General features: G+C 59.4%; 23 protein-coding genes and 1 riboswitch. Of the genes, 11 read left to right on the plus strand and 12 right to left on the minus strand.

Annotated elements, in window-relative coordinates; all coding sequences use genetic code 11:
* Positions 1 to 37: 37 nt before the first annotated feature.
* The 4 genes from PMI27_RS11810 to ahcY form a co-directional block, all read right to left on the minus strand.
* Positions 38 to 1924, minus strand: coding sequence for a DEAD/DEAH box helicase (locus tag PMI27_RS11810; protein ID WP_008152542.1), 1887 nt, complete (start codon positions 1922 to 1924; stop codon positions 38 to 40).
* Positions 1925 to 2147: 223 nt separating this feature from the next.
* The gene (locus PMI27_RS11805; protein WP_008152538.1) at positions 2148 to 2963 is read right to left on the minus strand and encodes a substrate-binding periplasmic protein; all 816 of its coding nucleotides are present in this window, start codon (positions 2961 to 2963) and stop codon (positions 2148 to 2150) included.
* Positions 2964 to 3160: 197 nt separating this feature from the next.
* The gene (metF, locus tag PMI27_RS11800) at positions 3161 to 4006 is read right to left on the minus strand and encodes a methylenetetrahydrofolate reductase [NAD(P)H] (RefSeq protein ID WP_008152014.1); all 846 of its coding nucleotides are present in this window, start codon (positions 4004 to 4006) and stop codon (positions 3161 to 3163) included.
* A 155-nt stretch (positions 4007 to 4161) separates the two neighbouring features.
* Positions 4162 to 5571 carry an adenosylhomocysteinase gene (ahcY, locus tag PMI27_RS11795; RefSeq protein ID WP_008152012.1) on the minus strand — a complete coding sequence of 470 codons (1410 nt, stop codon included), beginning with the start codon at positions 5569 to 5571 and terminating at the stop codon, positions 4162 to 4164.
* Positions 5572 to 5594: 23 nt separating this feature from the next.
* Positions 5595 to 5697, minus strand: a riboswitch (S-adenosyl-L-homocysteine riboswitch).
* A 198-nt stretch (positions 5698 to 5895) separates the two neighbouring features.
* Between ahcY and PMI27_RS11790 the strand changes: the two genes are divergently transcribed.
* Both PMI27_RS11790 and PMI27_RS11785 read left to right on the plus strand, forming a co-directional pair.
* On the plus strand, positions 5896 to 6297 hold the full coding sequence (locus PMI27_RS11790; RefSeq protein ID WP_008152010.1) for an acyl-CoA thioesterase: 402 nt from the start codon (positions 5896 to 5898) through the stop codon (positions 6295 to 6297).
* 168 nt (positions 6298 to 6465) lie between these two features.
* A complete protein-coding gene (locus tag PMI27_RS11785; RefSeq protein ID WP_008152008.1) occupies positions 6466 to 7353 on the plus strand; it encodes a formate/nitrite transporter family protein in 888 nt (295 codons plus the stop codon).
* Here PMI27_RS11785 and PMI27_RS11780 read toward each other — a convergent pair whose 3' ends face one another.
* Positions 7354 to 8619, minus strand: a complete 1266-nt coding sequence (locus PMI27_RS11780; RefSeq protein ID WP_008152006.1) for a cation:proton antiporter — start codon at positions 8617 to 8619, stop codon at positions 7354 to 7356.
* A 151-nt stretch (positions 8620 to 8770) separates the two neighbouring features.
* Entirely contained in the window at positions 8771 to 9940 is a 1170-nt protein-coding gene (locus PMI27_RS11775; RefSeq protein WP_008152004.1) for an MFS transporter, read from the minus strand.
* Between the two features lie 286 nt (positions 9941 to 10226).
* Between PMI27_RS11775 and PMI27_RS11770 the strand changes: the two genes are divergently transcribed.
* Positions 10227 to 11060 carry an EamA family transporter gene (locus PMI27_RS11770; RefSeq protein ID WP_008152002.1) on the plus strand — a complete coding sequence of 278 codons (834 nt, stop codon included), beginning with the start codon at positions 10227 to 10229 and terminating at the stop codon, positions 11058 to 11060.
* Positions 11061 to 11100: 40 nt separating this feature from the next.
* The gene (locus PMI27_RS11765) at positions 11101 to 11484 is read left to right on the plus strand and encodes an MAPEG family protein (RefSeq protein ID WP_008151999.1); all 384 of its coding nucleotides are present in this window, start codon (positions 11101 to 11103) and stop codon (positions 11482 to 11484) included.
* 90 nt (positions 11485 to 11574) lie between these two features.
* Here PMI27_RS11765 and mltA read toward each other — a convergent pair whose 3' ends face one another.
* On the minus strand, positions 11575 to 12747 hold the full coding sequence (gene mltA / locus PMI27_RS11760) for a murein transglycosylase A (RefSeq protein WP_008151998.1): 1173 nt from the start codon (positions 12745 to 12747) through the stop codon (positions 11575 to 11577).
* A 127-nt stretch (positions 12748 to 12874) separates the two neighbouring features.
* Here mltA and PMI27_RS11755 point away from each other — a divergent pair, with 127 nt between their 5' ends.
* Positions 12875 to 13324: a c-type cytochrome gene (locus PMI27_RS11755; protein ID WP_008151996.1), complete on the plus strand. Its 450-nt coding sequence runs from the start codon at positions 12875 to 12877 to the stop codon at positions 13322 to 13324.
* Between the two features lie 180 nt (positions 13325 to 13504).
* Here the strand turns inward: PMI27_RS11755 and PMI27_RS11750 are convergent, their stop codons facing one another.
* The 4 genes from PMI27_RS11750 to PMI27_RS11735 form a co-directional block, all read right to left on the minus strand.
* Positions 13505 to 13900: a DUF1090 domain-containing protein gene (locus tag PMI27_RS11750; RefSeq protein WP_008151994.1), complete on the minus strand. Its 396-nt coding sequence runs from the start codon at positions 13898 to 13900 to the stop codon at positions 13505 to 13507.
* 99 nt (positions 13901 to 13999) lie between these two features.
* Positions 14000 to 15673: an NAD-dependent DNA ligase LigB gene (gene ligB, locus PMI27_RS11745; protein WP_008151992.1), complete on the minus strand. Its 1674-nt coding sequence runs from the start codon at positions 15671 to 15673 to the stop codon at positions 14000 to 14002.
* Between the two features lie 252 nt (positions 15674 to 15925).
* Positions 15926 to 17116 (minus strand): methionine adenosyltransferase, encoded by a 1191-nt coding sequence (gene metK, locus PMI27_RS11740; RefSeq protein ID WP_008151990.1) that lies wholly within the window; start codon positions 17114 to 17116, stop codon positions 15926 to 15928.
* A gap of 18 nt (positions 17117 to 17134) precedes the next feature.
* Positions 17135 to 18130 (minus strand): ArsR/SmtB family transcription factor, encoded by a 996-nt coding sequence (locus tag PMI27_RS11735; protein ID WP_008151987.1) that lies wholly within the window; start codon positions 18128 to 18130, stop codon positions 17135 to 17137.
* A 273-nt stretch (positions 18131 to 18403) separates the two neighbouring features.
* On the opposite strand from PMI27_RS11735, the gene tkt reads away from it, so the two are divergent.
* From tkt to fba, 6 genes are all read left to right on the plus strand, one after another.
* Entirely contained in the window at positions 18404 to 20401 is a 1998-nt protein-coding gene (gene tkt, locus PMI27_RS11730) for a transketolase (protein ID WP_008151985.1), read from the plus strand.
* 150 nt (positions 20402 to 20551) lie between these two features.
* Positions 20552 to 21604 carry an erythrose-4-phosphate dehydrogenase gene (gene epd, locus PMI27_RS11725; RefSeq protein WP_008151983.1) on the plus strand — a complete coding sequence of 351 codons (1053 nt, stop codon included), beginning with the start codon at positions 20552 to 20554 and terminating at the stop codon, positions 21602 to 21604.
* Positions 21605 to 21616: 12 nt separating this feature from the next.
* Entirely contained in the window at positions 21617 to 22780 is a 1164-nt protein-coding gene (locus PMI27_RS11720) for a phosphoglycerate kinase (protein ID WP_008151980.1), read from the plus strand.
* Positions 22781 to 22814: 34 nt separating this feature from the next.
* The gene (locus PMI27_RS11715) at positions 22815 to 23036 is read left to right on the plus strand and encodes a hypothetical protein (protein ID WP_008151979.1); all 222 of its coding nucleotides are present in this window, start codon (positions 22815 to 22817) and stop codon (positions 23034 to 23036) included.
* 56 nt (positions 23037 to 23092) lie between these two features.
* Positions 23093 to 23425 (plus strand): MliC family protein, encoded by a 333-nt coding sequence (locus PMI27_RS11710; protein ID WP_008151977.1) that lies wholly within the window; start codon positions 23093 to 23095, stop codon positions 23423 to 23425.
* A gap of 254 nt (positions 23426 to 23679) precedes the next feature.
* Complete coding sequence (fba, locus tag PMI27_RS11705) at positions 23680 to 24744, plus strand: class II fructose-bisphosphate aldolase (protein ID WP_008151974.1); 1065 nt, start codon at positions 23680 to 23682, stop codon at positions 24742 to 24744.
* A 1236-nt stretch (positions 24745 to 25980) separates the two neighbouring features.
* Here the strand turns inward: fba and PMI27_RS11700 are convergent.
* Positions 25981 to 26268, minus strand: coding sequence for a hypothetical protein (locus tag PMI27_RS11700; RefSeq protein WP_008151970.1), 288 nt, complete (start codon positions 26266 to 26268; stop codon positions 25981 to 25983).
* Between the last annotated feature and the right edge of the window lie 489 nt (positions 26269 to 26757).

Genomic DNA, 26757 nt, shown 5'->3' on the forward strand with positions numbered 1-26757 from the left:
TCTCGCGATCAGGGGCATTTTTTATGGCAGCGGTAAATCAGCGGTTGCGGGTCAGCAAGGCTGGTTTCTCGCCGCGCGGACGGCCTGGCAGTTGATCCAGTTGCTCAGGAGTCGGGAACCGATCGGTTTTCGACTCTTTATGGATGATCTTCGGTGCCGGGCCGCGCGGGTTTTGCACGGCCGGTTCCGAACGCGGCTGGTCGTCGGTGCGAGCCGGGCGACGGTTGCGGGACTCTTCGCGGCGGGCCTGGCCGTCACGTGGAGCACCGTTGCGTGGGCCGCTGCGCTTGGCCGGCGGAGTGCCGGTGGTAGCGCCGTCGCTGCTGCGTGGGCCGCTTTGACGACCCTGAGGCTTGCCGCCGGTGCGCGGAGCACCTGCGCCGGCGCCAGTTGCTGCGCCTTGTGCCGGAGCACCCGGACGACGACCACGGCCCTGGGCCGGTTTGGCTTGAGGAACGTAGTCGACGCGGTTACCGAAGTTATCGATATCGTCGTCCAGGAACTCGTCCGGAGCACGGTCTGCAGCAGCAGCGCGTGGCGCTGGACGCTGTTGTTCGCGAGCCGGAGTGCCTTCGCGTGGCTTGTGTTCACGCGCCGGGCGATCGCCGCGGCCAGTGGCTGCAGGTTTTTCCTTGCCGCCCTTGTCCTTGCCTTTGTCTTTACGACCGCCACCACCGCCGGTGCCGTTCGGACCGTCGCCGCGCGGGCCACGTGGGTTGCGCGGGTTACGCACATCCGGACGCTCGCGAACTTCGGGTTTCTCGGCTTCTACAGCGCTGGAATCGAAGCCCATCAGGTTGCCGTCGGCAATCTTCTGCTTGGTCATGCGCTCGATGCTTTTCAGCAGCTTTTCTTCGTCCGGAGCGACCAGCGAGATCGCTTCGCCCGAACGACCGGCACGGCCAGTACGGCCGATACGGTGAACGTAATCTTCGTCAACGTTCGGCAGTTCGAAGTTGACCACGTGTGGCAACTGGTCGATGTCCAGGCCGCGAGCAGCGATGTCGGTGGCGACCAGGATACGCACTTCGCCGGCCTTGAAGTCGGCCAGGGCTTTGGTGCGAGCGTTCTGGCTCTTGTTACCGTGGATCGCAACGGCGCTGAGGCCGTGTTTGTCCAGGTACTCGGCCAGGCGGTTGGCGCCGTGCTTGGTGCGGGTGAACACCAGCACCTGTTCCCAGGCGCCTGCGGTGATCAAGTGCGCCAGCAGCGAACGCTTGTGGTTGGCTGGCAGGCGGAAAACACGCTGTTCGATACGCTCGACCGTGGTGTTCGGCGGCGTGACTTCGATGCGTTCCGGGTTGTGCAGCAGCTTGCCGGCGAGGTCGGTGATGTCTTTGGAGAAAGTCGCCGAGAACAGCAGGTTCTGACGTTTGCTCGGCAGACGGGCCAGAACCTTTTTCACGTCATGGACAAAGCCCATGTCGAGCATGCGGTCGGCTTCGTCCAGCACGAGGATTTCCACGTGGGACAAATCGACGCTGCCTTGACCGGCGAGGTCGAGCAGGCGGCCGGGGCAGGCCACCAGCACGTCAACACCGCGGGACATGGCCTGAACCTGCGGGTTCATGCCGACGCCGCCGAAGATGCAGGCGCTGACGAACTTCAGGTCACGTGCATAGACCTTGAAGCTCTCGTGTACTTGAGCCGCGAGTTCGCGGGTAGGGGTCAGGACCAGTACGCGCGGTTGGCGCGGGCCGTGACGCTGGGATTTGTCCGGGTGACCGTTGGGGAACAACCGCTCCAGAATCGGAAGGGCGAAGCCGCCGGTTTTGCCAGTACCTGTCTGAGCCGCGACCATCAGGTCGCGACCTTGCAACACGGCGGGAATGGCCCGCTGTTGCACCGGAGTAGGCTCGGTATAGCCCGCTGCCTCGATGGCGCGGACTAAAGCCTCGGAGAGACCGAGGGAAGCAAAGGACATGAGTAATCCTGTTTTAGTTAGGGCTTGGCCCAATGGGAGTCTTGCCTGGCGCGAATGGCGTTTAAGAGGAACGCAATCCCGTCCGGTCCTGCTGGGCCAAGAAGGCTCATCTGGAGTGCTCGCGCGGGCTGAAAAGCTGCGCTGTAGCGGGATCGAGATGCCTTGAACAAGTCCGAGCGTCCGGGCGTGAGCCTGGCGGGAAGGCCGGAGTATAACAGAGCAATCACTGCGCGCCGCTTTCCTGCTGCTCAACGGTTTTTCCGCTGGCGGCGGTGGCTCTGGTGGCTTTGACCTCGGCCGCCGGTTCGGCGCCATAACGGGCGCTCAATTCAGCGTACGCAGGCTCGCGCTTGAAGCGTTTGAGTTCGGCGCCGAAGCGCTGCACCAACAAGTCCATGCCGGCGTTGCGGCGTACGGCCAGGAACTGGCTTTGGTGGCTGATGACGGTCGGGTTCTCGGTAATCTTGTCGCGGATGCCCAATTCGTCGAGCAAGTGCTGACCAACCCTGCGATCAGTGATCAGCAGGTCGATCCGCCCGCGCACCAGTTTGCCGAAGTTGGCTTCATGGGTCGGCGCCGGTTCGCGAGTGAACAGTGTCGATTCGCTGAAGTCCTGGCTGTACAGATAGCCCGGGGAAGTGCCGATGGTCAGCCCCTTCAGGTCGGCCAGGGTGTGAAAAGGGTGGGGCCGCTCATTGGCGTAGAACATCACGAACTCCACTTCCGAGAGCGGCTCGCCGGGGTAGAGCAGGGTGGCGTCGCGCTCATCGCTGTGGAAGATGTCCAGCGCGCCATCTGCCTGGCCCGTTTCGAGCATCGACAGGCAGCGTTTCCACGGCAGGAACTGCCATTCCACTTCGATGCCCAGGCGTTTGAAGACAATGGCGGTGGTTTCGTAGTCCAGCCCCAGGGATTTACCGTTTTCCTCATACACGTACGGCGCCCAGGGTTCAGTGACAATGCGCAGCTTCTCGCCCCGAGCGGCGAAGCTCAGGCAAGTAAAAAGAAACACGGTCAGTAACTGCGCGATCAAAGGCATGGCTTGAGATTACGACGAGAAACCGGAAAGAGCCAGAAACGGGATCCAGAAGCTCTGACTCAGAGTGTTGCTGCACAATAAAAGGGCGCTGAATACAAAAGATCGCAGCCTCGTTTCACTCGACAGCTCCTACAGGGGATTGCGTACTCTGTAGGAGCTGTCGAGTGAAACGAGGCTGCGATCTCTTGATTTTGCTTCTACCGTGGCAACTTCAGATTGTTCCACACTGCCAGGCTCGGTTCGGCCTGGTTCAGCGTGTAGAAGTGCAGCCCTGGAGCGCCACCTTGCAGCAGGCGTTCGCACATCTCGGTGATGACTTGCTCACCAAAGCCTTGAATGCTCTGGGTGTCGTCGCCGTAGGCTTCCAGCTGCTTGCGGATCCAGCGCGGGATTTCCGCACCGCAGGCATCGGAGAAGCGCGCGAGCTTGCTGTAGTTGGTGATCGGCATGATCCCCGGAACGATCGGGATGTTCACGCCCATCGCCCGTACACGCTCGACGAAGTAGAAGTAGCTGTCGGCGTTGAAGAAGTACTGGGTGATCGCACTGTTGGCGCCAGCGTTGGCCTTGCGCACGAAGTTGTTCAGATCGTCTTCGAAATTGCGCGCTTGCGGGTGCATTTCCGGGTAGGCGGCGACTTCGATGTGGAAATGATCGCCGGTTTCTTCACGAATGAATTCAACCAGGTCATTGGCGTGGCGCATTTCACCACTGGCCATGCCCATGCCGGAAGGCAGGTCACCGCGCAGGGCAACGATACGGGTGATGCCGGCCGCCTTGTATTGGGCCAGCAGGCCGCGCAAGTCGTCCTTGCTGTCGCCAACGCAGGACAAATGCGGTGCGGCAGGGACTTTGACTTCGCTTTCGAGCTGCAACACGGTGTTGAGGGTGCGATCACGGGTCGAACCGCCAGCGCCGTAGGTGCAGGAGAAGAAGTCAGGATTGTAGGTCGCCAGATGACGGGCAGTGGCGATCAGTTTTTCATGCCCAGCGTCGGTCTTCGTAGGGAAGAACTCGAAGCTGTAGCGACGTTCTTGGGACATGGTCATATCCTTGGAAGCACGAGAACCCGCTGTAGGAGCAAAGCTTGCTCGCGATGCAGGCACCGCGGTTTTTCAAATGCACCGCGGTGATGCTATCGCGAGCAAGCTCTGCTCCTACAGGTCAGCGTAGTTCCTGCCTGAGTGGCAGGAACCGATCAGTAGCGGTAAGCGTGCGGCTTGAACGGACCTTCAACGGTCACGCCGATGTAGTCGGCCTGAGTCTTGGTCAGTTGAGTCACAACGCCGCCGAAACCGCGGACCATTTCCAGGGCCACTTCTTCGTCGAGTTTCTTCGGCAGTACTTCAACAGTCAGGCGCTCGGCTTTCTGGGCTGGCGACAGGTCGGCGTACTTCTGGCCGAACAGGAAGATCTGAGCCAGAACCTGGTTGGCGAACGAGCCGTCCATGATGCGGCTTGGGTGACCGGTTGCGTTACCCAGGTTAACCAGACGGCCTTCGGCCAGCAGGATCAGGTAGTCGTCGTTCTGGGCGTCGAATGCGCCAGGGCCGGTACGGTGGATCTTGTGAACCTGTGGCTTCACTTCTTCCCATGCCCAGTTCTTGCGCATGAAAGCGGTGTCGATTTCGTTGTCGAAGTGGCCGATGTTGCAGACAACAGCGCGCTTCTTCAGGGCTTTGAGCATGTTCGAGTCGCAAACGTTGACGTTACCGGTGGTGGTCACGATCAGGTCGATCTTGCCCAGCAGCGCTTTGTCGATGCTTGCTTCAGTACCGTTGTTGATACCGTCGATGAACGGCGAAACCAGCTCGTAACCGTCCATGCAGGCTTGCATGGCGCAGATCGGGTCGACTTCGGAGACTTTAACGATCATGCCTTCCTGACGCAGGGACTGGGCGGAGCCCTTGCCCACGTCACCGTAACCGATGACCAGCGCTTGCTTGCCGGACAACAGGTGGTCGGTACCGCGCTTGATCGCATCGTTCAGGCTGTGACGGCAGCCGTACTTGTTGTCGTTCTTGCTCTTGGTCACCGAGTCATTGACGTTGATGGCCGGGATTTTCAGCTCGCCCTTGGCCAGCATGTCCAGCAGGCGGTGAACGCCAGTGGTGGTTTCTTCGGTAACGCCGTGGACGCGGTCCAGGATCGCCGGGTATTTCTTGTGCAGCAACTCGGTCAGGTCGCCGCCGTCGTCGAGGATCATGTTGGCATCCCAAGGCGCGCCATCTTTAAGGATGGTTTGCTCCAGACACCACTCGTACTCTTCTTCAGTTTCTCCTTTCCAGGCGAAAACCGGGATACCGGCAGCAGCGATAGCGGCAGCGGCCTGGTCCTGAGTCGAGAAAATGTTGCAGGACGACCAGCGTACTTCGGCACCCAGGGCAACCAGGGTTTCGATCAGCACGGCAGTCTGAATGGTCATGTGGATGCAGCCGAGGATTTTCGCGCCTTTGAGCGGCTGCTCACCGGCGTACTTGCGGCGCAGACCCATCAGGGCTGGCATTTCGGATTCAGCGATGATGGTTTCGCGACGGCCCCAGGCAGCCAGGGACATGTCGGCAACTTTGTAATCGTTAAAATCTGCAGGCGTGATAACAGCGCTCATGATGAGCCTCCATTCGTAATGTATGCGAATGGGCGCCGTTGTGCGTTTAGTGTCTGACCGATAACGGTCAAGCAACGCCCCATCCGAGCCTGACAGGTCGAACCTGCTGCAGCGCCCCTCGGACAGGTGGCGGGAAAACGGTAGCAATGGAACGTTACCGTTTTGAAACGGTGGCGATTATAGCCGTGTGAGCGATACTTCCAAAGCGTTTCTGTTGGTCAATGTCTGAACGGTAATCGAGACCATAGTCGATGCTTGATAGAGCTCTAGGTCGGGCTCTGCCATGATGCCCACCATCATTCGGCAAGACGCTCAGGAGTGAATATGAATTTCCACACCCGCAAATGGGTAAAACCCGAAGACCTCAACCCCAACGGCACGCTGTTCGGCGGTAGCCTGTTGCGCTGGCTCGATGAAGAAGCAGCGATCTACGCCATCGTCCAGCTGGGCAATCAGCGTGTGGTCACCAAGTACATTTCAGAGATCAACTTCGTCAGCGCCTCGCGCCAGGGCGACATCATTGAACTGGGCATCACCGCCACCGAATTCGGTCGCACCTCCATCACCCTGAAGTGCGAAGTGCGTAACAAGATCACCCGCAAAAGCATCCTGACGGTGGAGAAGATTGTCTTCGTCAATCTGGGTGAAGACGGCTTGCCTGCACCGCACGGCCGGACCGAGATCACGTACGTCAAAGACCAGTTCAAGGATGACATCGCCCCGTAGGAGCAAAGCTTGCTCGCGATGGCGTCATTTGCGTTGCCGCCGAAGCCGAGGTGAGCCCATCGCGGGCAAGCCATGCTCCTACAGGGGTGGTTTCGTTTGTACGATCAGTGAACAGCTCCGAACCCTGCGTGTCGTACCTACATCACACACCACGGGTTCCGGAGCTTTATGGACGCGCAAAACGAAGGCAAGACCCCGAACCTCTCCCCTGAAGAACAGCACGACGTCGACAAGAGCCAGCCACCGCGGGCGGCGGTGCTGCACGAAATCATCCGCACCCAGGGCGATCAGGAACTCGAGCGCAGTGTCGCCGCCTTGTGGTGGTCGGCACTGGCCGCCGGCCTGACCATGGGCCTGTCGCTGATGGCCATGGGGCTGCTCAATTCCCGTCTGCCGGACGGCGAAGGCTTCAAGGTGATCGCCAGTTTCGGTTACTGCGCAGGCTTTCTCGCGGTGATCCTCGCCCGTCAGCAATTGTTCACCGAGAACACCCTGACGGCGGTGCTGCCGATCATGACCAAACCCACACTGAGCAATTTCGGTCGATTGCTACGCCTGTGGTCGGTGGTGCTGGTGGGCAACCTCTGCGGCACGTTGCTGGTGGCGTATGTGATGCTGAATCTGCCGATTTTCGACAGCAAGACCGACCTGGCCTTCCTTGATATCGGGCGCAAGATCATGGAGAACGATGCCAGCCAGATGTTCGCCAAAGGCATTGTGTCGGGCTGGATGATCGCCACCATGGTCTGGATGATTCCGTCCATGGAGAGCGCGAAGATGTGGATCATCATCCTCATCACCTACCTCATGGCGCTGGGGGATTTCACCCACATCGTGGTCGGGTCCGCCGAGGTCTCGTATCTGGTGTTTGCCGGCGAGTTGCCGTGGAAGGATTTCTGGCTGGTGTTCGCCGGGCCGACGCTGGCGGGGAACATCGTCGGCGGCAGCTTCATCTTTGCGCTGATCAGCCATGCACAAATTCGCAGCGAGAGTGGCCCGCCGAAGAAGTCTACGGATCAAGGCCGGGAGCCTGACCCGCAGAAGACCAAAAAGTAATCAATGATGCTGGGCCTGTGCCGCTGGCGCAGACTCATCCTTGGTCACGTGCTTGACCAGTTTGCCGATGCTCAATCCCTGCAACAGGATCGACGACAGCACCACGATGTAGGTGATGCTCAGCAGCAAGTCGCGCTCCGGACCCGGCGGCAAGGCCAAGGCCAGTGCCACCGAAACGCCCCCGCGCAAACCACCCCAGGTCAGAATCCGGATCGTCCCGCGCGGCACTGTGCGCCAGCGCCGCAACAACACGATGGCCGGCGCCACCGTCAGCAGGCGCGAGAGCAGAATCGCCAGTGCCAGCAAACTCGCCGCCAGCACGTGCAACCAGTTGAACGGCAGCAGCAACAACTCCATGCCGATCAGGGCGAACAGCAGGGCGTTGAGCATGTCATCGAGCAATTCCCAGAAACCGTCCAGGTACTTGCGGGTCATGTCGTTCATCGCCAGGTTGCGGCCCAGGTTGCCGATGATCAGGCCGGCGACCACCATCGCGATCGGAGCGGAGACGTGCAGTTCCGACGCCATGGCCGAGCCGCCGATGACCAGCGCCAGGGTCAGCATCACCTCGATCTGGTGTTGTTCGATGCTCTTGATCATCAGGTACACCAGGTAACCGATCAGCCCACCAAACAGCGCACCGCCAATCGCCTCGTGGGCGAACAGCATGGCCGTGGCGCCGACGGTCGGGGTTTCGCCGAGTTGCGCGATGCCCAGCAACACGGTGAACACCACCACGGCGGTGCCATCGTTGAATAGCGATTCGCCGACGATGGTGGTTTTCAGGGGCTTGGACGCGTTGGCGGTCCGCAGTACGCCGAGCACCGCGATCGGGTCGGTGGGGGAAATCAGCGCGCCGAACAGCAGGCAATAAAGGAAGCTCACGTGCCAGCCGAACAGGGCGAAAATGTAATAGGCGAGGCTGCCGATCACCGCGGTGGCGATCAATACGCCGAAGGTCGCCAACAAACCGATGGGCCAGCGATGGCTGCGCAGGTCATTCAGGTTGACGTGCAGGGCGCCGGCAAACAGCAGGAAGGACAGCATCCAGTTCATCAGCAGATCGCCGAAGTCGATCTGGCCGATCAGCTGTTGCACGCGTTCTTCGAGACCGGGGTAGCCGATGAAACTCAAACCTTGCAGCAGCAGGGAAAACATCAGCGCGGTGACCATGACGCCGATGGTCGGTGGCAGGCCGATGAAGCGGAAGTTCACGTAGGTGAGGAGGGTGGTGAGGCAGATAAACGCAGCGACAAGTTCAAGCATCCGGGGTCCTTGGATGGGAGGAAGAAAGTAGGTTCGGGCAGGTGCATTGCGTCAACTTCTTCGCGGGCAAGCCTTGCTCCAACAGGGATTGCGTAAACCCTGTAGGAGCAAGGCTTGCCCGCGAAAGCATTGTCATGGGCGAAGCAATTGTTCAGCCGGACACATTGACCGCAGCCACACCGCGACGTTGCAGGTAGATGTAGAAAAGCGCCGTCAGCACCGTCAAGCCACTGACCAGCGCGCCCGTCCACGGCAAGTCCGCCAGATCCGCACCACTGGCGACAACCAGCCCGCCAATCCACGCACCAGCCGCGTTGCCGAGGTTGAACGCGCTCTGGTTCAACGTTGAACCCAGGTTCGGCGCTTCATGGGCCTGATCGATGATCAGCAATTGCAAAATCGGGCACAGGGCAAAGGCGAAGATGCCCCACAACACCAGGGTGATTGCGGCTGGAATCACCGAGTGGCTGGTCTGTGTGAACGCGGCCAGCACGACCAGTACGGCCAGTGCCATGCCCACCAGCGACGGCAACAATCGACTGTCAGCCAGGCGACCGCCGAGCATGCTACCGGCGGTCAACCCCACACCAAATAACAACAACATGATGGTCACGCCATGCGGGCTGACGCCGGTGATGTCTTGCAGGATGGGGGCAATGTAAGTGAAGACGCTGAACAGGCTGGTCGACGCCAGCACGCTCATGCCCAGCGCCAGCAACACGTTGACTTTGCCCAGCACTTTGAACTCGCTGGCGAGATTTGCCTTGTCCATCGCGATGTCCTTCGGCAACCAGACCCATTGCGCGATAGCCGCGATCACACCGATCACCGATACCGCCCAGAACGTCGAGCGCCAGCCGGCGTATTGCCCGAGCGCGGTGCCCAAAGGCACGCCCAGCACGTTGGCCAGGGTCAGGCCGGTGAACATCATCGCAATCGCCTGGGCGCGTTTGTTCGGTGCCACCAAACCGGCGGCGACCACCGAACCGATGCCGAAGAACGCACCGTGGCAGAGCGCGGTGACCACGCGTGCGGCCATCAGCGTTGCGTAGTTCGGCGCCAGGGCGCAGAGAATGTTGCCGAGGATGAACATCAGGGTCATGCCCAGCAGCGTGGCTTTGCGCGGCATGTTGGCGGTGCCGACCGCGAGGATCGGCGCACCGAACACCACGCCGAGGGCGTAGCCGGTGATCAGCAGGCCCGCGTGGGGGATGCTCACGGCGAGGTCGCGGGCGACGTCGGGCAACAAACCCATGATGACGAATTCAGTGGTGCCGATGCCGAACGCGGCAACAGCGAGGGCAAGCAAGGCGAGTGGCATGCGCAAGGTCTCTGTCGGTAGTCTTGACGCTCTGATCAGGCATACGCATGCCGACGCCCGTTCTCGACGAGAGCGGGCGGTGACAAAAATTTATTGGAATTAGTCTGTGCGCAACTGAGTGCGGCGTGGTCGCTTGCAGTATAAACAGCTGCTGACATATGGCGAATCAATTATCTCCCCCGCTTCATGTAGGAGCACGGCTTGCCGGCGATGGCGCTCTTGAGACCGCCATCGCGGGCAAGCCTTGCTCCTACAGAGCCGGGGCGGTCAATAAAAGGAGTGTGCCGTGCTTGCAACAGCACTGGTGTTAGTAGCGGCGCTGTTGCACGCGGCGTGGAATACCCTGATCAAATTCAGTGCGGAACGGCTGTTGGTGGTGGCCTGCATGGACAGCGTGGCAATGCTGTTTGTCGCGCTGATGCTGCCGTTCGTGGCGTTGCCACCCCTGGACATCTGGCCGTGGATTCTGGCGTCGGCGGCGTTTGAATTGCTTTATCGCTATTTGCTGATCCAGGCCTATCGGGTCGGCGACCTCGGGTTGGTCTACCCGCTGATGCGTGGCTTGTCGCCGCTGGTGGTGCTGGCACTGACGCTGATTTTTGCCGGGGAAGTGCTGACGAACCAGCAGATCTTCGGGATTCTGCTGATCCCGTTCGGCATGCTTTGCCTGCTCTGGCAGGGCGGCGGCGGTGCGCGATTGCCGTGGTCGATGCTGCCGGTGGTGGCGTTGATCGGCCTGTGCATCGGCTGCTACACCTTCATTGATGGCCAGGCGTTGCGGCGCTGGTCACATCCACTGGATTACCTGGTGTGGGTCACGTTGCTCAGCGCCTGGCCGTTCCCGTTACTGGCGCTGGTGCGTAAACGACCGGCCTTCATGTTGTTCTGGCGTGAACAGTGGCGACTGGGGTTGGCGGTCGGGTTTTGCGTGTTGTTCAGCTACGCTCTGGTGCTGTGGGCCATGCAGCTGGGCTCGATTGCCGAAGCGGCGGCATTGCGCGAGATCAGCGTGATTCTGGTGGTGCTGTTCGGCATGCGTTACCTGAAAGAACCTTTCGGCAGGCCACGGCTCTTAGCCTGTGGGCTGGTGCTGATCGGCATGCTGGTGATGAAGTTTTGACTGGAGCTCGACTCTTGAAACCTGAAGAAGGGATTGCGTTATGACGGTTGCTCTGTGGTGCATTTTGATCGCGATTTTCCTGCCCTATATCTGCGCGGGCATCGCCAGGGCCTGTGGCGGGTTCAGGCTGAAAGATAACTATGACCCTCGTGACTTTCTCGAGTCGTTGAATGGTTTGGGCCGACGCGCGTATGCGGCGCACCTGAACAGTTTGGAAGTGATTCCGGCGTTCGCGGCGGCGGTGATCGTTGCGCACCTGGCCGGCAATGCCGAACTGGTGACGATCAATGTGCTGGCAGTGTTGTTCATCACCAGTCGGCTGCTGTACATCATTTGCTACTTGGCGGACTGGGCGATTTTGCGGTCGCTGGTGTGGTTGGTGGGGCTGGGGTTGATCGTCAGCTTCTTTGTGGTTTCTGTTTAAGAGCAAGATCAAAAGATCGCAGGCTGCGCCAGCTCCTACAGGGGATATGCGATCCATGTAGGAGCTGGCGCAGCTTGCGATCTTTTGACTTTAAAGCTTGTCGGTCACCTGCGGCACTTGCGGCAACGCTGCGCCTTTAGGCCAGAGCATCCAGATCTGTCCCTGCTGTTTCATGTCGCCGGCCAATTGCCCGGCCGCCTCGCCCGTGCCCCAGAACAGGTCTGCACGGACTTCGCCGGCAATTGCGCCGCCGGTGTCCTGAGCGGCAACCGGGCGTACCAGTGCGGTACCGTCCGGTTTAGTGGTCGATAGCCACAACAGACTGCCCAGCGGAATCACTTTGCGATCCACCGCCGCGCTGTAGCCGGCGGTCAGCGGTACGTTCAACGAGCCGCGAGGTCCTTCGTTGCTGTCCGGATTGCGGGTGAAGAATACGTAGCTGGGGTTGCTGCCCAGCAGTTCCGGAATGCGCGTCGGATTGGCCTTGGCCCAATTGCTGATGGCGCCCATGGTCACTTCTTCTTTTTTCAGCTCGCCCTGGTCCACCAGCCAGCGGCCGATCGGTCGATACGGGTGACCGTTCTGGTCGGCATACGCAATGCGCAACTGGCGGCCATCATCGAGCTGGATACGACCCGAACCCTGGATTTGCAGGAATTGCAGGTTCATCGGATCGGTCAGCCAGGCAACAACCGGTGCCTTGACCCCTTTGGTTTCAATCGTGGCCGCATCGTCGTAAGGCTTGAGCACGCGACCTTCGAGTCGTCCGCGCAGGCGTTTGCCTTTGAGTTCCGGATAAATGCTGTCCAGAGAGACAATGATCATGTCCTCGGGCACGCCGTACACCGGGATGCTTGCCACTTCGGTCTGGGTCAGGCTGCCGGGGTAGACCGGCTCGTAATAGCCGGTGATCAAACCGTTGGGATTGTCATTGGCGGCGCGCAGGCCGTAGACGTCGAGGTTCTGCTTGAGGAAGCCACGAATGTCGCTGGCGGTTTGCGGCACGTTGGCGGCAGCCGCACACGTCGAGCCCCACACGGGGTCGGCTTTGAGTCGGGTGCAGGCGCTGCGCCACGAACCGAAGCCGGCGACCAGGTCGTTGTCGGACACCGTTGGAAGTGCTTCCCACGTGGCGCTGGAGTACGTCGCCAGGGCGTGGGTTTTCGGTGTGTTGTTGTCGCCACCGGTGCAGCCCGCAAGCACGGCCACCATCGGAAGGGTCCAGGCGAGGTTGTGACGCCATGCCTTGAAACGGCTGTTCATGGAGTAATTCCTTTGTCGGTTGCCTGAGTGCTCCATGCGCTCAAACAACCCGTATTGATAATAGGGCTATTGGTCTTTGCCGATGACGCGAGGATACTGGCCGCCGTTCCCGTGACCTGAAGCCACCATGACTCTTAAAAGACTTTCTGTTGTATTGCTGGCCTGCCTGACGTTGTCCGCCTGCGGTGGTGTCGACCCCAACTCGCCGCTGGGCCAGCGCAAGGCGATCTTCAAGCAAATGCTCAAGACCGGCGAAGACCTGGGCGGCATGTTGCGTGGTCGCATCCCGTTTGACGGTCCGAAATTCGCTGACGGTGCCGTGAAGCTCGATGCGTTGTCCCGTGAACCCTGGAAACATTTTCCGCAGGTGCGCGAAGAAGATCACACCAGCGCCAAGAGCGATGTCTGGCAGAAACAGGAACACTTCCAGGACATGGCCCGCACCCTTGAAGCCGCCACCGGTGAATTGGTGATTGCCAGCAAGGTTCAGCCTTACAAGGCCAGTAACCTTGGGCCGGCGGTGCAGAAGGTCGAAGATGCCTGCAGTGCTTGCCATAAAGAGTTTCGGGATCATTGATTGGCAACTCATTCCTGTGGCGAGGGGGTTTACCCCCCGTTCGGCGGCGTAGCCGTCGTATACCCGGCAGTTGCGGTCTGTCTGACTAACCGCGTTTGGGGCCGCTTCGCAGCCCAACGGGGCGGTGCGACGTTTCGCTAAACCCCCTCGCCACAAAAGCTCCGTCGCTCAGCCGGGGACTTATTTGTCCAGCTCATCGAGTGCGTCCTGCAATTCCTTGCGGGACTCGGCGAGTTTGTCTTTGCGCTTGTTGATCTTCTCGGCGTCGCCTTTCTTCATGGCCTTGTCGAGGTCTGCCTGACGCTTGCTGACTTCGTGCTTGGCGTCGAGCACCTTGTTCTCCCGTTCTTTTTTCAGGGAAGCATCGGTGCAATGAGCAGTGACTTCGCTCAGGGCCGTTTCAAGGCCTGCCTGCTGGTCGGCGTTACCGTGAGACTTGGCCAGTTCAATCTGATTGATGATGCCCTGCTTCTTTGCGGCGCAGCCGGTCAGCCCTGGAGCTTCTTCGGCGGCCATCAGTGGAGCGGCCAGCACGCTGCAAAGGGTCAACAGGGCGAGCGGTGAAAGAAGTTTCATAAAAGCTCCATGTGAAAAAGCGATCGGGTCGAGGTGGCGATGGGGTGTTTGAGCCCGGCGGCACCATTGGGTTCCCGGGTTGGCGGGCATCGCCGGCCGCTAAAAACCGTCAATCCCCGCACCACGTAATGTTTCACTCAAGGCCAGGACCTGCGGGTCGCGGAAAAATGCGCTCAATTGCGCTGCGCGTCCCGGGCCGATGCCGGCTTCTGCCTGCCATTGTTCGATATTTCGTTGTGCCAGTTCCTGCCATGAATCCGCAAGCCGCGCCTGGCCGGTCGGTGGTAAACCCAGGGCTTTGAGCCAGCGAGCGAAAGGGCGCTGTCGGGCACTGTTGAAACTGTTCAAAAGACGAGTGCTGCTGCGTTCGCCGAAGCCGTCAATGTTAGCAAGCTCTTGAGCATCGAGGGTCAACCAATCCAACAGGCCATTCAGGCGGCCTGTTTCGAAAAGTTTCTCCCAAGTGCCAGGACCGACATGTGGCAACGCCAGGCCCTGCTTACCGCTGAGCCAGGTCAGTCGGGCGAGGAATTGGCTTTCGCACCCCGGTGTCGGCTGCCAGCAACTCAAATGATGAAAGTCCTCCGCCAGCGGTACGCTCAATTCAGCGCGTTGAGTGCTGCGCAGCATGACCCCGTCAAGCCTGGGAATGGTCAGGCCCGCCAGGCTGATGGCGACCTGGTCTCCGGGCCGGATATCCAGTGCTTCCCAGCGTTGCAACGAGCTCACACTGACTCGCTTGATCTGCCGGTCATCGAGCATCACCGGTGTCAGTTCCAGTACCGGGGTGATCCGTCCGGTCCGTCCAATCTTGAAATGGACCTTGCGCACCTCGGCCAGGGCCTGGGCAAAAGGGTATTTCCAGGCGACGCTCCAATAAGGCGGTTTAGCCTGCCAGCGCTCGGCGGGTGGGCGCTGATCCTGGCGCAGGACGATGCCATCACTGGTGAAGGGCAGGGGCGAGCGATACCAGTGATCGCGCCAGCGTTCAGCGTCGGCAAATACCTTGATCGAGTGACTGTAAGGTGCGGTGCTCGGAAAACCCAACTCATCCAGAACTGCGACGCGCGCGGGCAAACTGGCCGGGCCTTGGGGCCAGTCCCAGACAAACAGGCCGATCCCGGCGGCTTGCTCAGTGCTTAATTTTTTGCGGGCCATCAAGCCGGCCACTGTGGCGCGTGCGTTGAGGCTGCCGGCACGGGCCTGTACGTGGTCGGTCAGGCGCCAATAGAGTTCGCCTTGCAGCAGCAGGTCCAGTGGCTGCGGCAGTTGTTGGGGGATGGCGGCGATCTGGCGCGCCGAAGCCGTCCAGTCCTGGCCCTTTACTCCGTCACCGCGGCTGATAGCTTGAGTCAGCAGACCTTTGCGGTAGATCAGCGTCACCGCCACGCCGTCGATCTTGGGTTGAATCCAGACATCGCTCCGTCCATTTAGCCAGGCTTCGACGGCGCGACCATCGTGGAGTTTTTCCAGGCCAGTGTGGGCGATGGGATGAGGGATCGTGCCGCCCGCGGTGCGTAGCGGTTCCGCGGATTGGGCCAGGTCGAAACACGTGCGCCATTCGGTCAGTCGTGCACGGGACTGATCGTAGAGTTCATCGGCGACCAATGAGCGGCCGCGCCGGTGATAGCTGTCGTCCCAGAGGTCGATTTGTTTCTGCAGTGACGTGATTTCGTCCAGGGCGCGTGCGGGTGGCCAGTCAGGGCACTCGGTAGCGTTTGAACTCAGGCAAACAAAGGTCAGGAGAAAACAGAAAAACAGGCGCAGAAGCATCGTGAGCGTCCTTGCTCGGGGAGAATGCTTTCAAGGTTAGTCAGCTTTCGGGCGTCGTTAGCGAGGATGTTTTTCGGTGTGTTTCGAGAGGCAGGAAGATCAGGAGATCGCAGCCTCGTTTCACTCGACAGCTCCTACACAAGTCCCTGTAGGAGCTGTCGAGTGAAACGAGGCTGCGATCTTTCGATTTTCACGCAATAAAAAGCCCCGCACGGTGAACCGTGCAGGGCTTTTGGTACCGCCGGGGAAGTCTTACAGGCCGGCAGCAGCGCGCAAGGAATCGGCGCGGTCGGTCTTTTCCCAAGTGAAGGTGGTGAAAGTGTCTTCGCCCACAGTCTTGGTAGTCGGAGTGCGACCGAAGTGGCCGTACGCAGCGGTTTCCTGGTACATCGGGTGCAGCAGGTCGAGCATGGTGGTGATTGCGTATGGACGCAGGTCGAACACTTCGCGAACCAGTTTGACGATTTTGTCGTCGCTGATTTTGCCGGTGCCGAAGGTGTTCAGCGAGATCGACGTCGGCTGAGCAACACCGATGGCGTAGGAAACCTGAATCTCGCAACGCTCGGCCAGGCCGGCCGCCACGATGTTTTTGGCCACGTAACGACCTGCGTAGGCGGCCGAACGGTCAACCTTCGATGGGTCTTTACCGGAGAACGCGCCGCCGCCGTGACGGGCCATGCCGCCGTAGCTGTCAACGATGATCTTGCGACCGGTCAGGCCGCAGTCGCCAACCGGGCCACCGATGATGAACTGGCCAGTCGGGTTGATGTGGAACTGGGTGTCCTTGGACAGCAGTTCGGCAGGCAGTACGTGCTTGACGATCAGCTCCATCACGCCTTCGCGCAAGTCTTTGTAGGACACGTCAGGGTTGTGCTGGGTCGACAGTACAACGGCGTCGATACCGACAACCTTGCCGCCTTCGTAACGGCAAGTCACTTGCGACTTGGCATCCGGGCGCAGCCAAGGCAGCAGGCCGGATTTACGGGCTTGGGCCTGACGCTGAACCAGCTGGTGCGAGAAGGTGATCGGTGCTGGCATCAGCACGTCGGTTTCGTTGCTGGCGTAGCCGAACATCAGGCCCTGATCGCCGGCGCCCTGATCTTCAGGCTTGGCACGGTCGACACCCTGGTTGATGTCAGGAGACTGTTTGCCAATGATGTTCATCACGCCGCAAGTGGCGCCGTCGAAGCCGACATCGGAGCTGTTGTAGCCGATGTCCAGAATCACGTTACGCACGATCTCTTCCAGGTCGACCCAGGCCGACGTGGTGACTTCACCTGCGATGATTGCAACGCCGGTTTTTACCAGGGTCTCGACCGCTACACGGGCGAACTTGTCTTCAGCAATGATGGCGTCCAGCACCGCATCGGAAATCTGGTCGGCGATTTTGTCCGGATGCCCTTCGGACACGGACTCGGAGGTGAAGAGGGAGTATTCGCTCATCTCGATTTTTTCCTGAATTTACCGATGGTGAGTGTCGCCAGCCGGTCGCTGAAAATGGCGGACCTGGATCTGGAAACCATTACGTAAGCCTACATAGAGGCTTTCCCCGGGAACGAGTCCCGCAGCGGTGGCCCAACGGGCCAAATCGTCCTGTTCAAACCCCAACCATAGATCACCGCAGGCCTCCCTGGCCCAACTCTGGTTGTGGCTACATAACTCTGTCACGAGCAGGCTACCGCTCGGTTGCAGCAAGTCGGCCATGTGCTTGAGTGCTTCGGCCGGTGCGGCGAAATGGTGCAGCACCATGTTCAGTACAACGCAGTCAGCCTTGAGGCGGACACCGTTCAATGCATCGGCCAGTTGCAGGCTGACGTTAGCCAGCGTTTCACGTTCGCAAACCTGGCGCGCCAGTTCGAGCATCGCCGGGCTGTTGTCCAGCGCCGTGACCTGGGTGAAACGGCGCGCCAGTTCCGGCAGAAATGCGCCATCTCCGGGGCCGACTTCGATGGCCGTGGCGCCTTCGCTGAAACTCAGCTTGTCGAGCAATGCCACCACGCTTTCGCGGTATTGCGGCAGACCGGCGATCAAGTCTTGCTGGGCGCGAAACTTCTCCGCGACCCGTGAGAAAAAGTCCTGGCTGGCCGCCGCTCGTTGTCCATGGACCTGACCGATCCGCGACTGCACCTCGGCAGGCAGGGACAGGTTGTCCACTTCTTCCAGCAAGGCTGCGTGCAGTTTGCCGCCCAGCAGGTCGGTGTGGGGCAGGGCGCGACGGTAGAAAATCGCGTTGCCTTCACGGCGCGTCGCCACCAGGTCGGCCTGGGCCAATACCTTGAGGTGATGACTCATGCCGGACTGGCCGATGCCAAAGATCTGCGCCAGCTCCAGTACGCCAAACGAATCGTTGGCCAGCGCGCGCAATACATTCAGCCGCAGAGGATCGCCGCCAGCCTTGCACAGGGCCGCCAGCTCATCGCAATCGTCAGGTCGAATGGAAGGCGCACGTAAATTCATAAGGCCAGCAGTCTAGTGACGGTCAGAAAACACCGCAAGAGCAATATCAAAAAGTTTTGATATTGCTCGATAGATGGCACTTCTCGGGGAAAGGGTCACTCTACAAATCGTCAGCGGAAAGGTTTCACCAGGCGAATGCGACTTTATCCACCGGAAAAACGCCTTCAGATGACTATCTGTCATTGCCCCGAGGCGGGTGGGTGAGGGAAAATGCTCGCCTTTTTTCCGTTTCGTTTTATTCACTCTCGATTCAATATCCGCAGGAGAACAGCGATGCCCAGCCGTCGTGAGCGTGCCAACGCCATTCGTGCCCTCAGCATGGATGCCGTGCAAAAAGCCAACAGCGGCCATCCCGGTGCCCCTATGGGTATGGCGGATATCGCCGAAGTACTTTGGCGTGACTACCTGAAGCACAACCCGAGCAATCCATCGTTCGCCGACCGAGACCGCTTCGTGCTGTCCAACGGTCACGGCTCGATGTTGATCTACTCGCTGCTGCACCTGACCGGCTACGATCTGTCGATCGAAGACCTGAAGAACTTCCGCCAGCTGCACAGCCGTACCCCGGGTCACCCGGAATTCGGCTACACCCCAGGCGTTGAAACCACCACCGGTCCACTGGGCCAAGGCCTGGCCAACGCCGTTGGTTTTGCCCTGGCAGAAAAAGTCCTGGCGGCGCAGTTCAACCGTCCGGGCCACAATGTTGTTGACCACCACACCTACGTGTTCCTGGGTGATGGCTGCATGATGGAAGGCATTTCCCACGAAGTCGGCTCCCTGGCCGGTACTTTGGGCCTCAACAAGCTGATCGCCTTCTACGACGACAACGGCATCTCCATCGATGGCGAAGTCGAAGGCTGGTTCACCGACGACACGCCCAAGCGTTTCGAAGCCTACAACTGGCTGGTGATCCGCAACGTCGACGGTCACGATCCTGAAGAGATCAAGATCGCGATCGAAACTGCGCGCAAAAGCGATCAGCCAACCCTGATCTGCTGCAAGACCACCATTGGTTTCGGTTCGCCGAACAAGCAAGGCAAGGAAGACTGCCACGGCGCCCCACTGGGTGACGCGGAAATCGCTCTGACCCGTGCTGCGCTGAAATGGAATCACGGTCCGTTCGAAATCCCGGCCGACATCTACGCCGAGTGGGACGCCAAGGAAACCGGTCGCGCGGCCGAAGCCGAATGGGATCAGCGTTTCGCTGCCTACTCTGCCGCTTTCCCTGAGTTGGCCAACGAGCTGATTCGTCGTCTGAGCGGCGAACTGCCGGAAGACTTCGCTGAAAAAGCCTCTGCTTATATTGCTGAAGTCGCTGCCAAAGGCGAAACCATCGCCAGCCGTAAAGCCAGCCAGAACGCATTGAATGCCTACGGCCCGCTGTTGCCTGAACTGCTGGGCGGCTCCGCTGACCTGGCCGGTTCCAACCTGACCCTGTGGAAAGGTTGCAAAGGTGTTACGGCTGAAGACGCCAGCGGCAACTACATGTACTACGGCGTTCGCGAGTTCGGCATGAGCGCGATCATGAACGGCGTGACCCTGCACGGCGGTCTGGTGCCTTACGGCGCGACCTTCCTGATGTTCATGGAATACGCCCGCAACGCCGTGCGCATGGCCTCGCTGATGAAGCAGCGTGTCGTGTTCGTCTACACCCACGACTCCATCGGTCTGGGCGAAGACGGCCCGACTCACCAGCCGATCGAGCAACTGACCAGCTTGCGCAGCACGCCGAACCTCGACACCTGGCGCCCAGCTGATGCCGTTGAATCGGCGGTGTGCTGGAAAATGGCTCTGGAACGCAAGGATGGCCCTTCGGCGCTGATCTTCTCGCGTCAGAACCTGCAGCACCAAACCCGTAATGCGTTCCAGATCGCCGACATCGCCCGTGGCGGTTACGTGTTGAAGGACTGCGACGGTGAGCCTGAGCTGATCCTGATCTCTACCGGTTCGGAAGTCGGTCTGGCCGTTCAGGCCTACGACAAGCTGACCGAACAAGGTCGCAAAGTGCGTGTTGTTTCGATGCCTTGCACCAGCGTGTTCGATGCTCAGGACGCCGGTTACAAGCAAGCCGTTCTGCCGTTGCAGGTCAGCGCCCGTATCGCCATCGAAGCCGCCCACGCGGACTACTGGTACAAGTACGTGGGCCTGGAAGGCCGCGTGATCGGCATGACCACCTACGGCGAGTCGGCGCCTGCGCCTGCCTTGTTCGAAGAGTTCGGCTTCACCCTGGAAAACATCCTGGGTCAGGCTGAAGAGCTGCTGGAAGACTAAGTCCAGGTGATGTATTGCCTGTTCTGACGCCATCGCGAGCAAGCTCGGCTCCTACAGATCACGTTGACCTGTAGGAGCAAGGCTTGCCCGCGATAGCGTTGGTTCAGGCAACGCAGCACTGACGGATTCACCCCGGTAATCGAGAACCCCATGCCTCAACCGCGTCCTTACAAAGTTGCACTCAACGGCTACGGCCGGATTGGTCGTTGCGTCTTGCGTGCGTTGTTTGAGCGAGGCGATAAGGCCGGGTTTGAAATTGTTGCGATCAACGATCTGGCCGACATGGCCAGCATCGAATACCTGACACGCTTCGACTCCACTCACGGGCGTTTTCCCGGGGAAGTGAAGGTCGACGGCGATTGTCTGCATATTAATGGCGACTGCGTGAAGGTCCTGCGCAGTGCCACCCCCGAAGGTATCGATTGGGCGTCGCTGGGCGTCGATCTGGTGCTGGAGTGCTCCGGCGCTTACCACACTCGTGAAGACGGCCAGCGTTTCCTCGACGCCGGTGCGCCGCGCGTGCTGTTTTCCCAGCCGATGGCCAGCGAAGCGGATGTCGACGCCACCATCGTCTACGGCGTGAACCAGGATTGCCTGACCGGTGATGAGTTGCTGGTGTCCAACGCGTCCTGCACCACCAACTGCGGCGTGCCGCTGTTGCGCCTGCTGGATCAGGCCATTGGTCTGGAATACGTGTCGATCACCACCATTCACTCGGCGATGAACGATCAGCCAGTGATCGACGCCTATCATCACGAAGACTTGCGCCGCACCCGTTCGGCGTTTCAATCGGTGATTCCGGTGTCCACTGGTCTGGCGCGAGGCATTGAACGCCTGCTGCCGGAACTTGCCGGGAGAATTCAGGCCAAAGCCGTGCGGGTGCCGACGGTTAACGTGTCTTGCCTCGACATTACGATGCAGACCGTGAGCGACACCGACGCCACCGAGGTCAACCGGATTCTGCGCGAGGCCGCCACCCATGGCCCGCTCAAAGGCCTTCTGGCCTATACCGAGTTGCCTCACGCCAGTTGTGATTTCAACCATGACCCACATTCGGCCATCGTCGATGCCAGTCAGACTCGAGTTTCCGGCCCACGGCTGGTGAATATCCTGGCCTGGTTCGACAACGAATGGGGTTTTGCCAATCGAATGCTGGATGTTGCGGAACACTATCTGCGTACATCTGCCTCTCCAAAACAGTAGGAAATGCGACCCATGACCGTGTTGAAGATGACCGACCTCGATCTGCAAGGTAAGCGCGTACTGATCCGCGAAGACCTCAACGTCCCAGTCAAGGACGGTGTAGTCACCAGCGATGCGCGAATCCTGGCCTCGCTGCCGACCATCAAGCTGGCCCTGGAAAAAGGCGCGGCCGTGATGGTCTGCTCGCACCTTGGCCGTCCGACCGAAGGCGAGTTCTCGGCCGAAAACAGCCTCAAGCCAGTCGCTGACTACCTGAGCAAGGCTCTGGGTCGCGAAGTGCCGCTGGTGGCCGACTACCTGAACGGCGTTGACGTGAAGGCCGGCGACATCGTGCTGTTCGAAAACGTGCGCTTCAACAAGGGCGAGAAAAAGAACGCTGACGAACTGGCCCAGCAATACGCCGCCCTGTGCGACGTGTTCGTGATGGACGCCTTCGGCACCGCTCACCGCGCCGAGGGTTCGACCCATGGCGTGGCCAAGTTCGCCAAAGTCGCGGCCGCTGGTCCGTTGCTGGCTGCTGAGCTGGACGCACTGGGCAAAGCCCTCGGCGCCCCGGCCCAGCCAATGGCGGCGATTGTTGCCGGCTCCAAGGTTTCGACCAAACTCGACGTGCTGAACAGCCTGAGCCAGATCTGCAACCAGCTGATCGTCGGCGGCGGCATTGCCAACACCTTCCTGGCTGCTGCCGGTCACCCGGTCGGCAAGTCCCTGTACGAGCCGGACCTGCTGGACACCGCTCGCGCCATCGCCGCCAAGGTCAGCGTGCCACTGCCGGTCGACGTCGTGGTTGCCAAGGAGTTCGCTGAAAGCGCGACCGCTACTGTCAAGCTGATCGCTGATGTGGCCGCAGACGACATGATTCTGGACATCGGCCCACAGACCGCGGCGAATTTCGCCGAGCTGCTGAAGTCGTCCAAAACCATTCTGTGGAACGGCCCGGTGGGCGTGTTCGAGTTTGACCAGTTCGGTAACGGCACCAAAGTCCTGGCCCAGGCCATCGCAGAAAGCTCGGCATTCTCCATCGCTGGCGGCGGCGACACCCTGGCCGCCATCGATAAATATGGCGTTGCCGATCAGATCTCCTACATTTCTACCGGTGGCGGCGCGTTTCTCGAGTTCGTCGAAGGCAAGGTGCTGCCGGCCGTTGAAGTCCTGGAAAGCCGGGCGAAGGCCTGAGGCCGCCCATTTGACCAGGCAAAGGAGTGTTCAGATGGTCAAAACATTAGCGATGTTGATTATCGCGGGGTCGCTGGCGGCTTGCGGGAGTAACCCGAAAGCTCCGAAGGTACCGGAGACACCTGAACAGGACAAAGGCTGCTACCAGGCCGACTGGCAGGCCGAAACCAACCCGGTGATCAACAAGCGTTCCGGGCCTGATGGCCTGGACAAATACGAGACACAGACCCCGGCCAAGGAACATGGTTGCCCTTGAAGGGTCTGACACTTTACTCAGGGCTGGCGGCGTGCGCCGTCAGTCGAGGAACATGGATGAAAGGTTTTATCGCCGTTACGGCGCTGGCTCTGCTGGCAGGTTGCGCTAATTTGAACCTGTTCAAGCCTGCCGAATCGACGGACAGCTGGACCACCTGGACCTGCGACAGTCAGGCCAAAGTGCTCTGGCGCTACACCGACGAAAGCCGCAAGGAAGTCGACGTTCGCCTGGGCGGTGCCGATCAGGTCTACCGCTTGAAGCATGAGCCGGGCGCCGAAGGTTCGCTGTACAGCAACGACATGCTGGCGTTTCACATAAAAGGTGAGGAAGGCCTGGTGTACTGGGTCGCCACCAATGATTTGATCGGCCGCGGTTGTAAAGCGCAGTAATACGCAGGGCTGACCCTAGACCTGTAGGAGCCGAGCTTGCTCGCGATGAGGCCAGCACATTCAACACCTGTGTTGGCAGTTAAACCGCCATCGCGAGCAAGCTCGGCTCCTACAGGAAATCGACGGCTCTCAGGATTTTTGTAATACCGAATTGGCAGGCCGGGGCAACCCCCGATCTGCAATAACTTGAATAGCCGCCGCCGCTACGGCAGGCTGGCACGATTAACGACCCTCAACCGGGAGATACACACACAATGGCACTTATCAGCATGCGCCAGATGCTGGACCACGCAGCCGAGTTCGGCTACGGCGTTCCAGCCTTCAACGTCAACAACCTTGAGCAGATGCGCGCCATCATGGAAGCCGCTGACAAGACTGACTCCCCGGTGATCGTCCAGGCTTCGGCCGGTGCTCGCAAATACGCCGGCGCACCGTTCCTGCGTCACCTGATCCTGGCGGCAATCGAAGAGTTCCCGCACATCCCGGTGTGCATGCACCAGGACCACGGCACCAGCCCTGACGTCTGCCAGCGCTCCATCCAACTGGGCTTCAGCTCGGTGATGATGGACGGTTCCCTGGGCGAAGACGGCAAGACCCCGACCGACTACGACTACAACATCCGTGTCACCCAACAAACTGTAGCCATGGCTCACGCCTGCGGCGTATCGGTAGAAGGCGAGTTGGGCTGCCTGGGTTCGCTGGAAACCGGCATGGCCGGTGAAGAAGACGGCATCGGCGCCGAAGGCGTTCTGGATCACAGCCAAATGCTGACCGACCCGGAAGAAGCCGCTGACTTCGTCAAACGCACCCAGGTCGACGCCCTGGCCATCGCCATCGGCACCAGCCACGGCGCGTACAAGTTCACCAAGCCGCCTACCGGCGACGTGCTGGCCATCGACCGCATCAAAGAAATCCACAAACGCATCCCGAACACCCACCTGGTGATGCACGGTTCGTCTTCGGTTCCGCAAGACTGGCTGGCGATCATCAACCAGTACGGCGGCGACATCAAAGAAACCTACGGCGTGCCGGTTGAAGAAATCGTCGAAGGCATCAAGCACGGCGTGCGCAAGGTCAACATCGACACCGACCTGCGCCTGGCGTCCACCGGTGCGATGCGTCGCCTGATGGCCACCAACCCGAGCGAGTTTGATCCGCGTAAGTTCTTCGGCGCGACTGTGACTGCCATGCGTGATGTGTGTATCGCACGTTATGAAGCGTTTGGTACGGCGGGTAATGCTTCGAAGATCAAGCCGATCTCGTTGGAAGGGATGTATCAGCGTTATTTGAAGGGTGAGTTGAACGCTAAGGTTAACTAAGCCTTTGGTGTTTGAGTCGCATTAATGAACCCGCCGTGAGGCGGGTTTTTTAATGCCTGGTAAATTCTTCCAGATGTAACATCGCACAGACAGTGAGCTGTTTTCGGGTATGCAGACTGAATGGGATGCGGGGCGGCTGATGGCGCTTAATGATTCGATAACACCGGGGCTGCGGCGCTAGCCTGTCGTAGTGGACGTGAAAAAGCGGGGCAGTTGATCAGCGCTGTCCGGCGATCTTCACCGGTCCGGCAGTGACATCAAAGAAACCTACGGCGTACCGGTTGAAGAAATCGTCGAAGGCATCAAGCACGGCGAAGCCTGTGAGTCGACCCTGCTTATTAAAACCATCGAAAGGCGGTTTTTTTATAATGGTAGCCAGAGGGAGGACTCTTTTCTGGGTAATGGGCTTTACAACACCTCTACCGTTGGTCGGTATAGGTATTTTTGACAGGTAGTAAGAAGCAAGTTGCCTACCTAGAGTAGGGGTAATCGTCGAAGTCTCGACGGTCATTTCAGAGGGTAATTACTATGGCTGCCTATATTGATTCAATCTGGGGCGGCAATGCCTCAATAACGGTTAGTGGGCGGGGAACGCCAAGCTATAGGATCTATCTGCATCAAGCGGGCACAGGTCAGAGGTTGGGGACTGGTGTTGTTGGGGCGGATGGCAGTTATTCGTTTACGACGCAGGAGGCAACGGTGCAAAGGTGCAGAGGTCAGACTATTTCTGTGCAAGTCCGGGAGACCGCGGACAATATTAATCATTCCGATTGGAGTCTTGATACCGATGTTTATATTAGCTGAGTCAAGCTGTTAACTGGCAGCAAAAAGAAGGGGCCGAAAGGGGGCGCTCGATACGAAATTCGCACTCCGCAGTGCTCCCCGACGGAAAGAGCCATTTCCCCGCATTTCTTTTTTAAAGTTATATCTGTTATCGCAAAAGCGTATTAAAAACTGTAATTTATTACAGGTGACTTAATGCTGGCTGCTACCTAGTGTAAATGCGCAGCCGGAGAAGAAAGAGGTAGTGGATTAAACAGATCTTTCACCTTTCTTTTTAAGTCGGATGGTGAGCGAGGGCCTGCACAAGTGAGTACTAATAAAGTAGAAGAATGATGTGAAGACATTTTTTAATGGAGTGATAATTCCGAGCCCATTGCTTGCGTTAGTTAAGCGGCTAATGTGACTATAAATAAAAACCCGTAATATTGCGGGTTTTTATTATTTGATTCCCTACTATTTTTGCGTATCAAATCCGCGCTGCTCAATCACCCGAAACACATCGCTTACATCCTGGATCATGATCCGGGCAATGTTGGTGACGGTGTTGATGTCGTTCTCGGCGTAGTCCGGCAGGCTGGTGCAGGCCATAAGGTTGAGGTATTTGAGAACGGCGCTGAGGCGTTCGCTGACGCAGTTGTGGAGTTCGCGCAGCGGGGCGTCGCTGTCGATCAGCAGGACAGGGTAGTCGGTGGCGAATTGGGACATGGGGGTGAAGCGGCGTGGCGGTTGTTGATTGCTCATGGAAAATCCTTAACTCAAGAAAGAATTCGCCACCGTTTGCTGCGAAACAAATTGGGTGGCAGCTGTGCGCGGGTTCGCAGACCGAGGAGTTAAGACCCGGCAGACCCGAGGGTCTCCCACGCACAGCCGCCATAAAGAACGAGTACGGGCAAACACTGCCCGTGTCGTATTTTGACGGTTGTGGTTCTAACTCGGTAGGGCTGCGAAACCCTATCACCGACTGCTGTCAGCGACGGGGCGAACTATAAGCGGCGACTTTGGTGGCTGCAACCGGGGTGTAGGAGCGCGCACGGGCATTGTGGCGAGGGGGCTTGCCCCCGTTCGGCAGCGTAGCTGTCGTAAAACCGGGCGCTGCGGTGTGTCTGAGGAAATTGCGTAGCAGGGTTTGGGGCTGCTTCGCAGCCCAACGGGGGCAAGCCCCCTCGCCACAGTGGGAGTGGTCCTACGAGGTTTTCGGACGTTGGGATTTGTAGCAGCTGTCGAGCTTGC

Origin of the sequence: Pseudomonas sp. GM41(2012), from assembly GCF_000282315.2 — a bacterium.
Lineage (GTDB): Bacteria > Pseudomonadota > Gammaproteobacteria > Pseudomonadales > Pseudomonadaceae > Aquipseudomonas.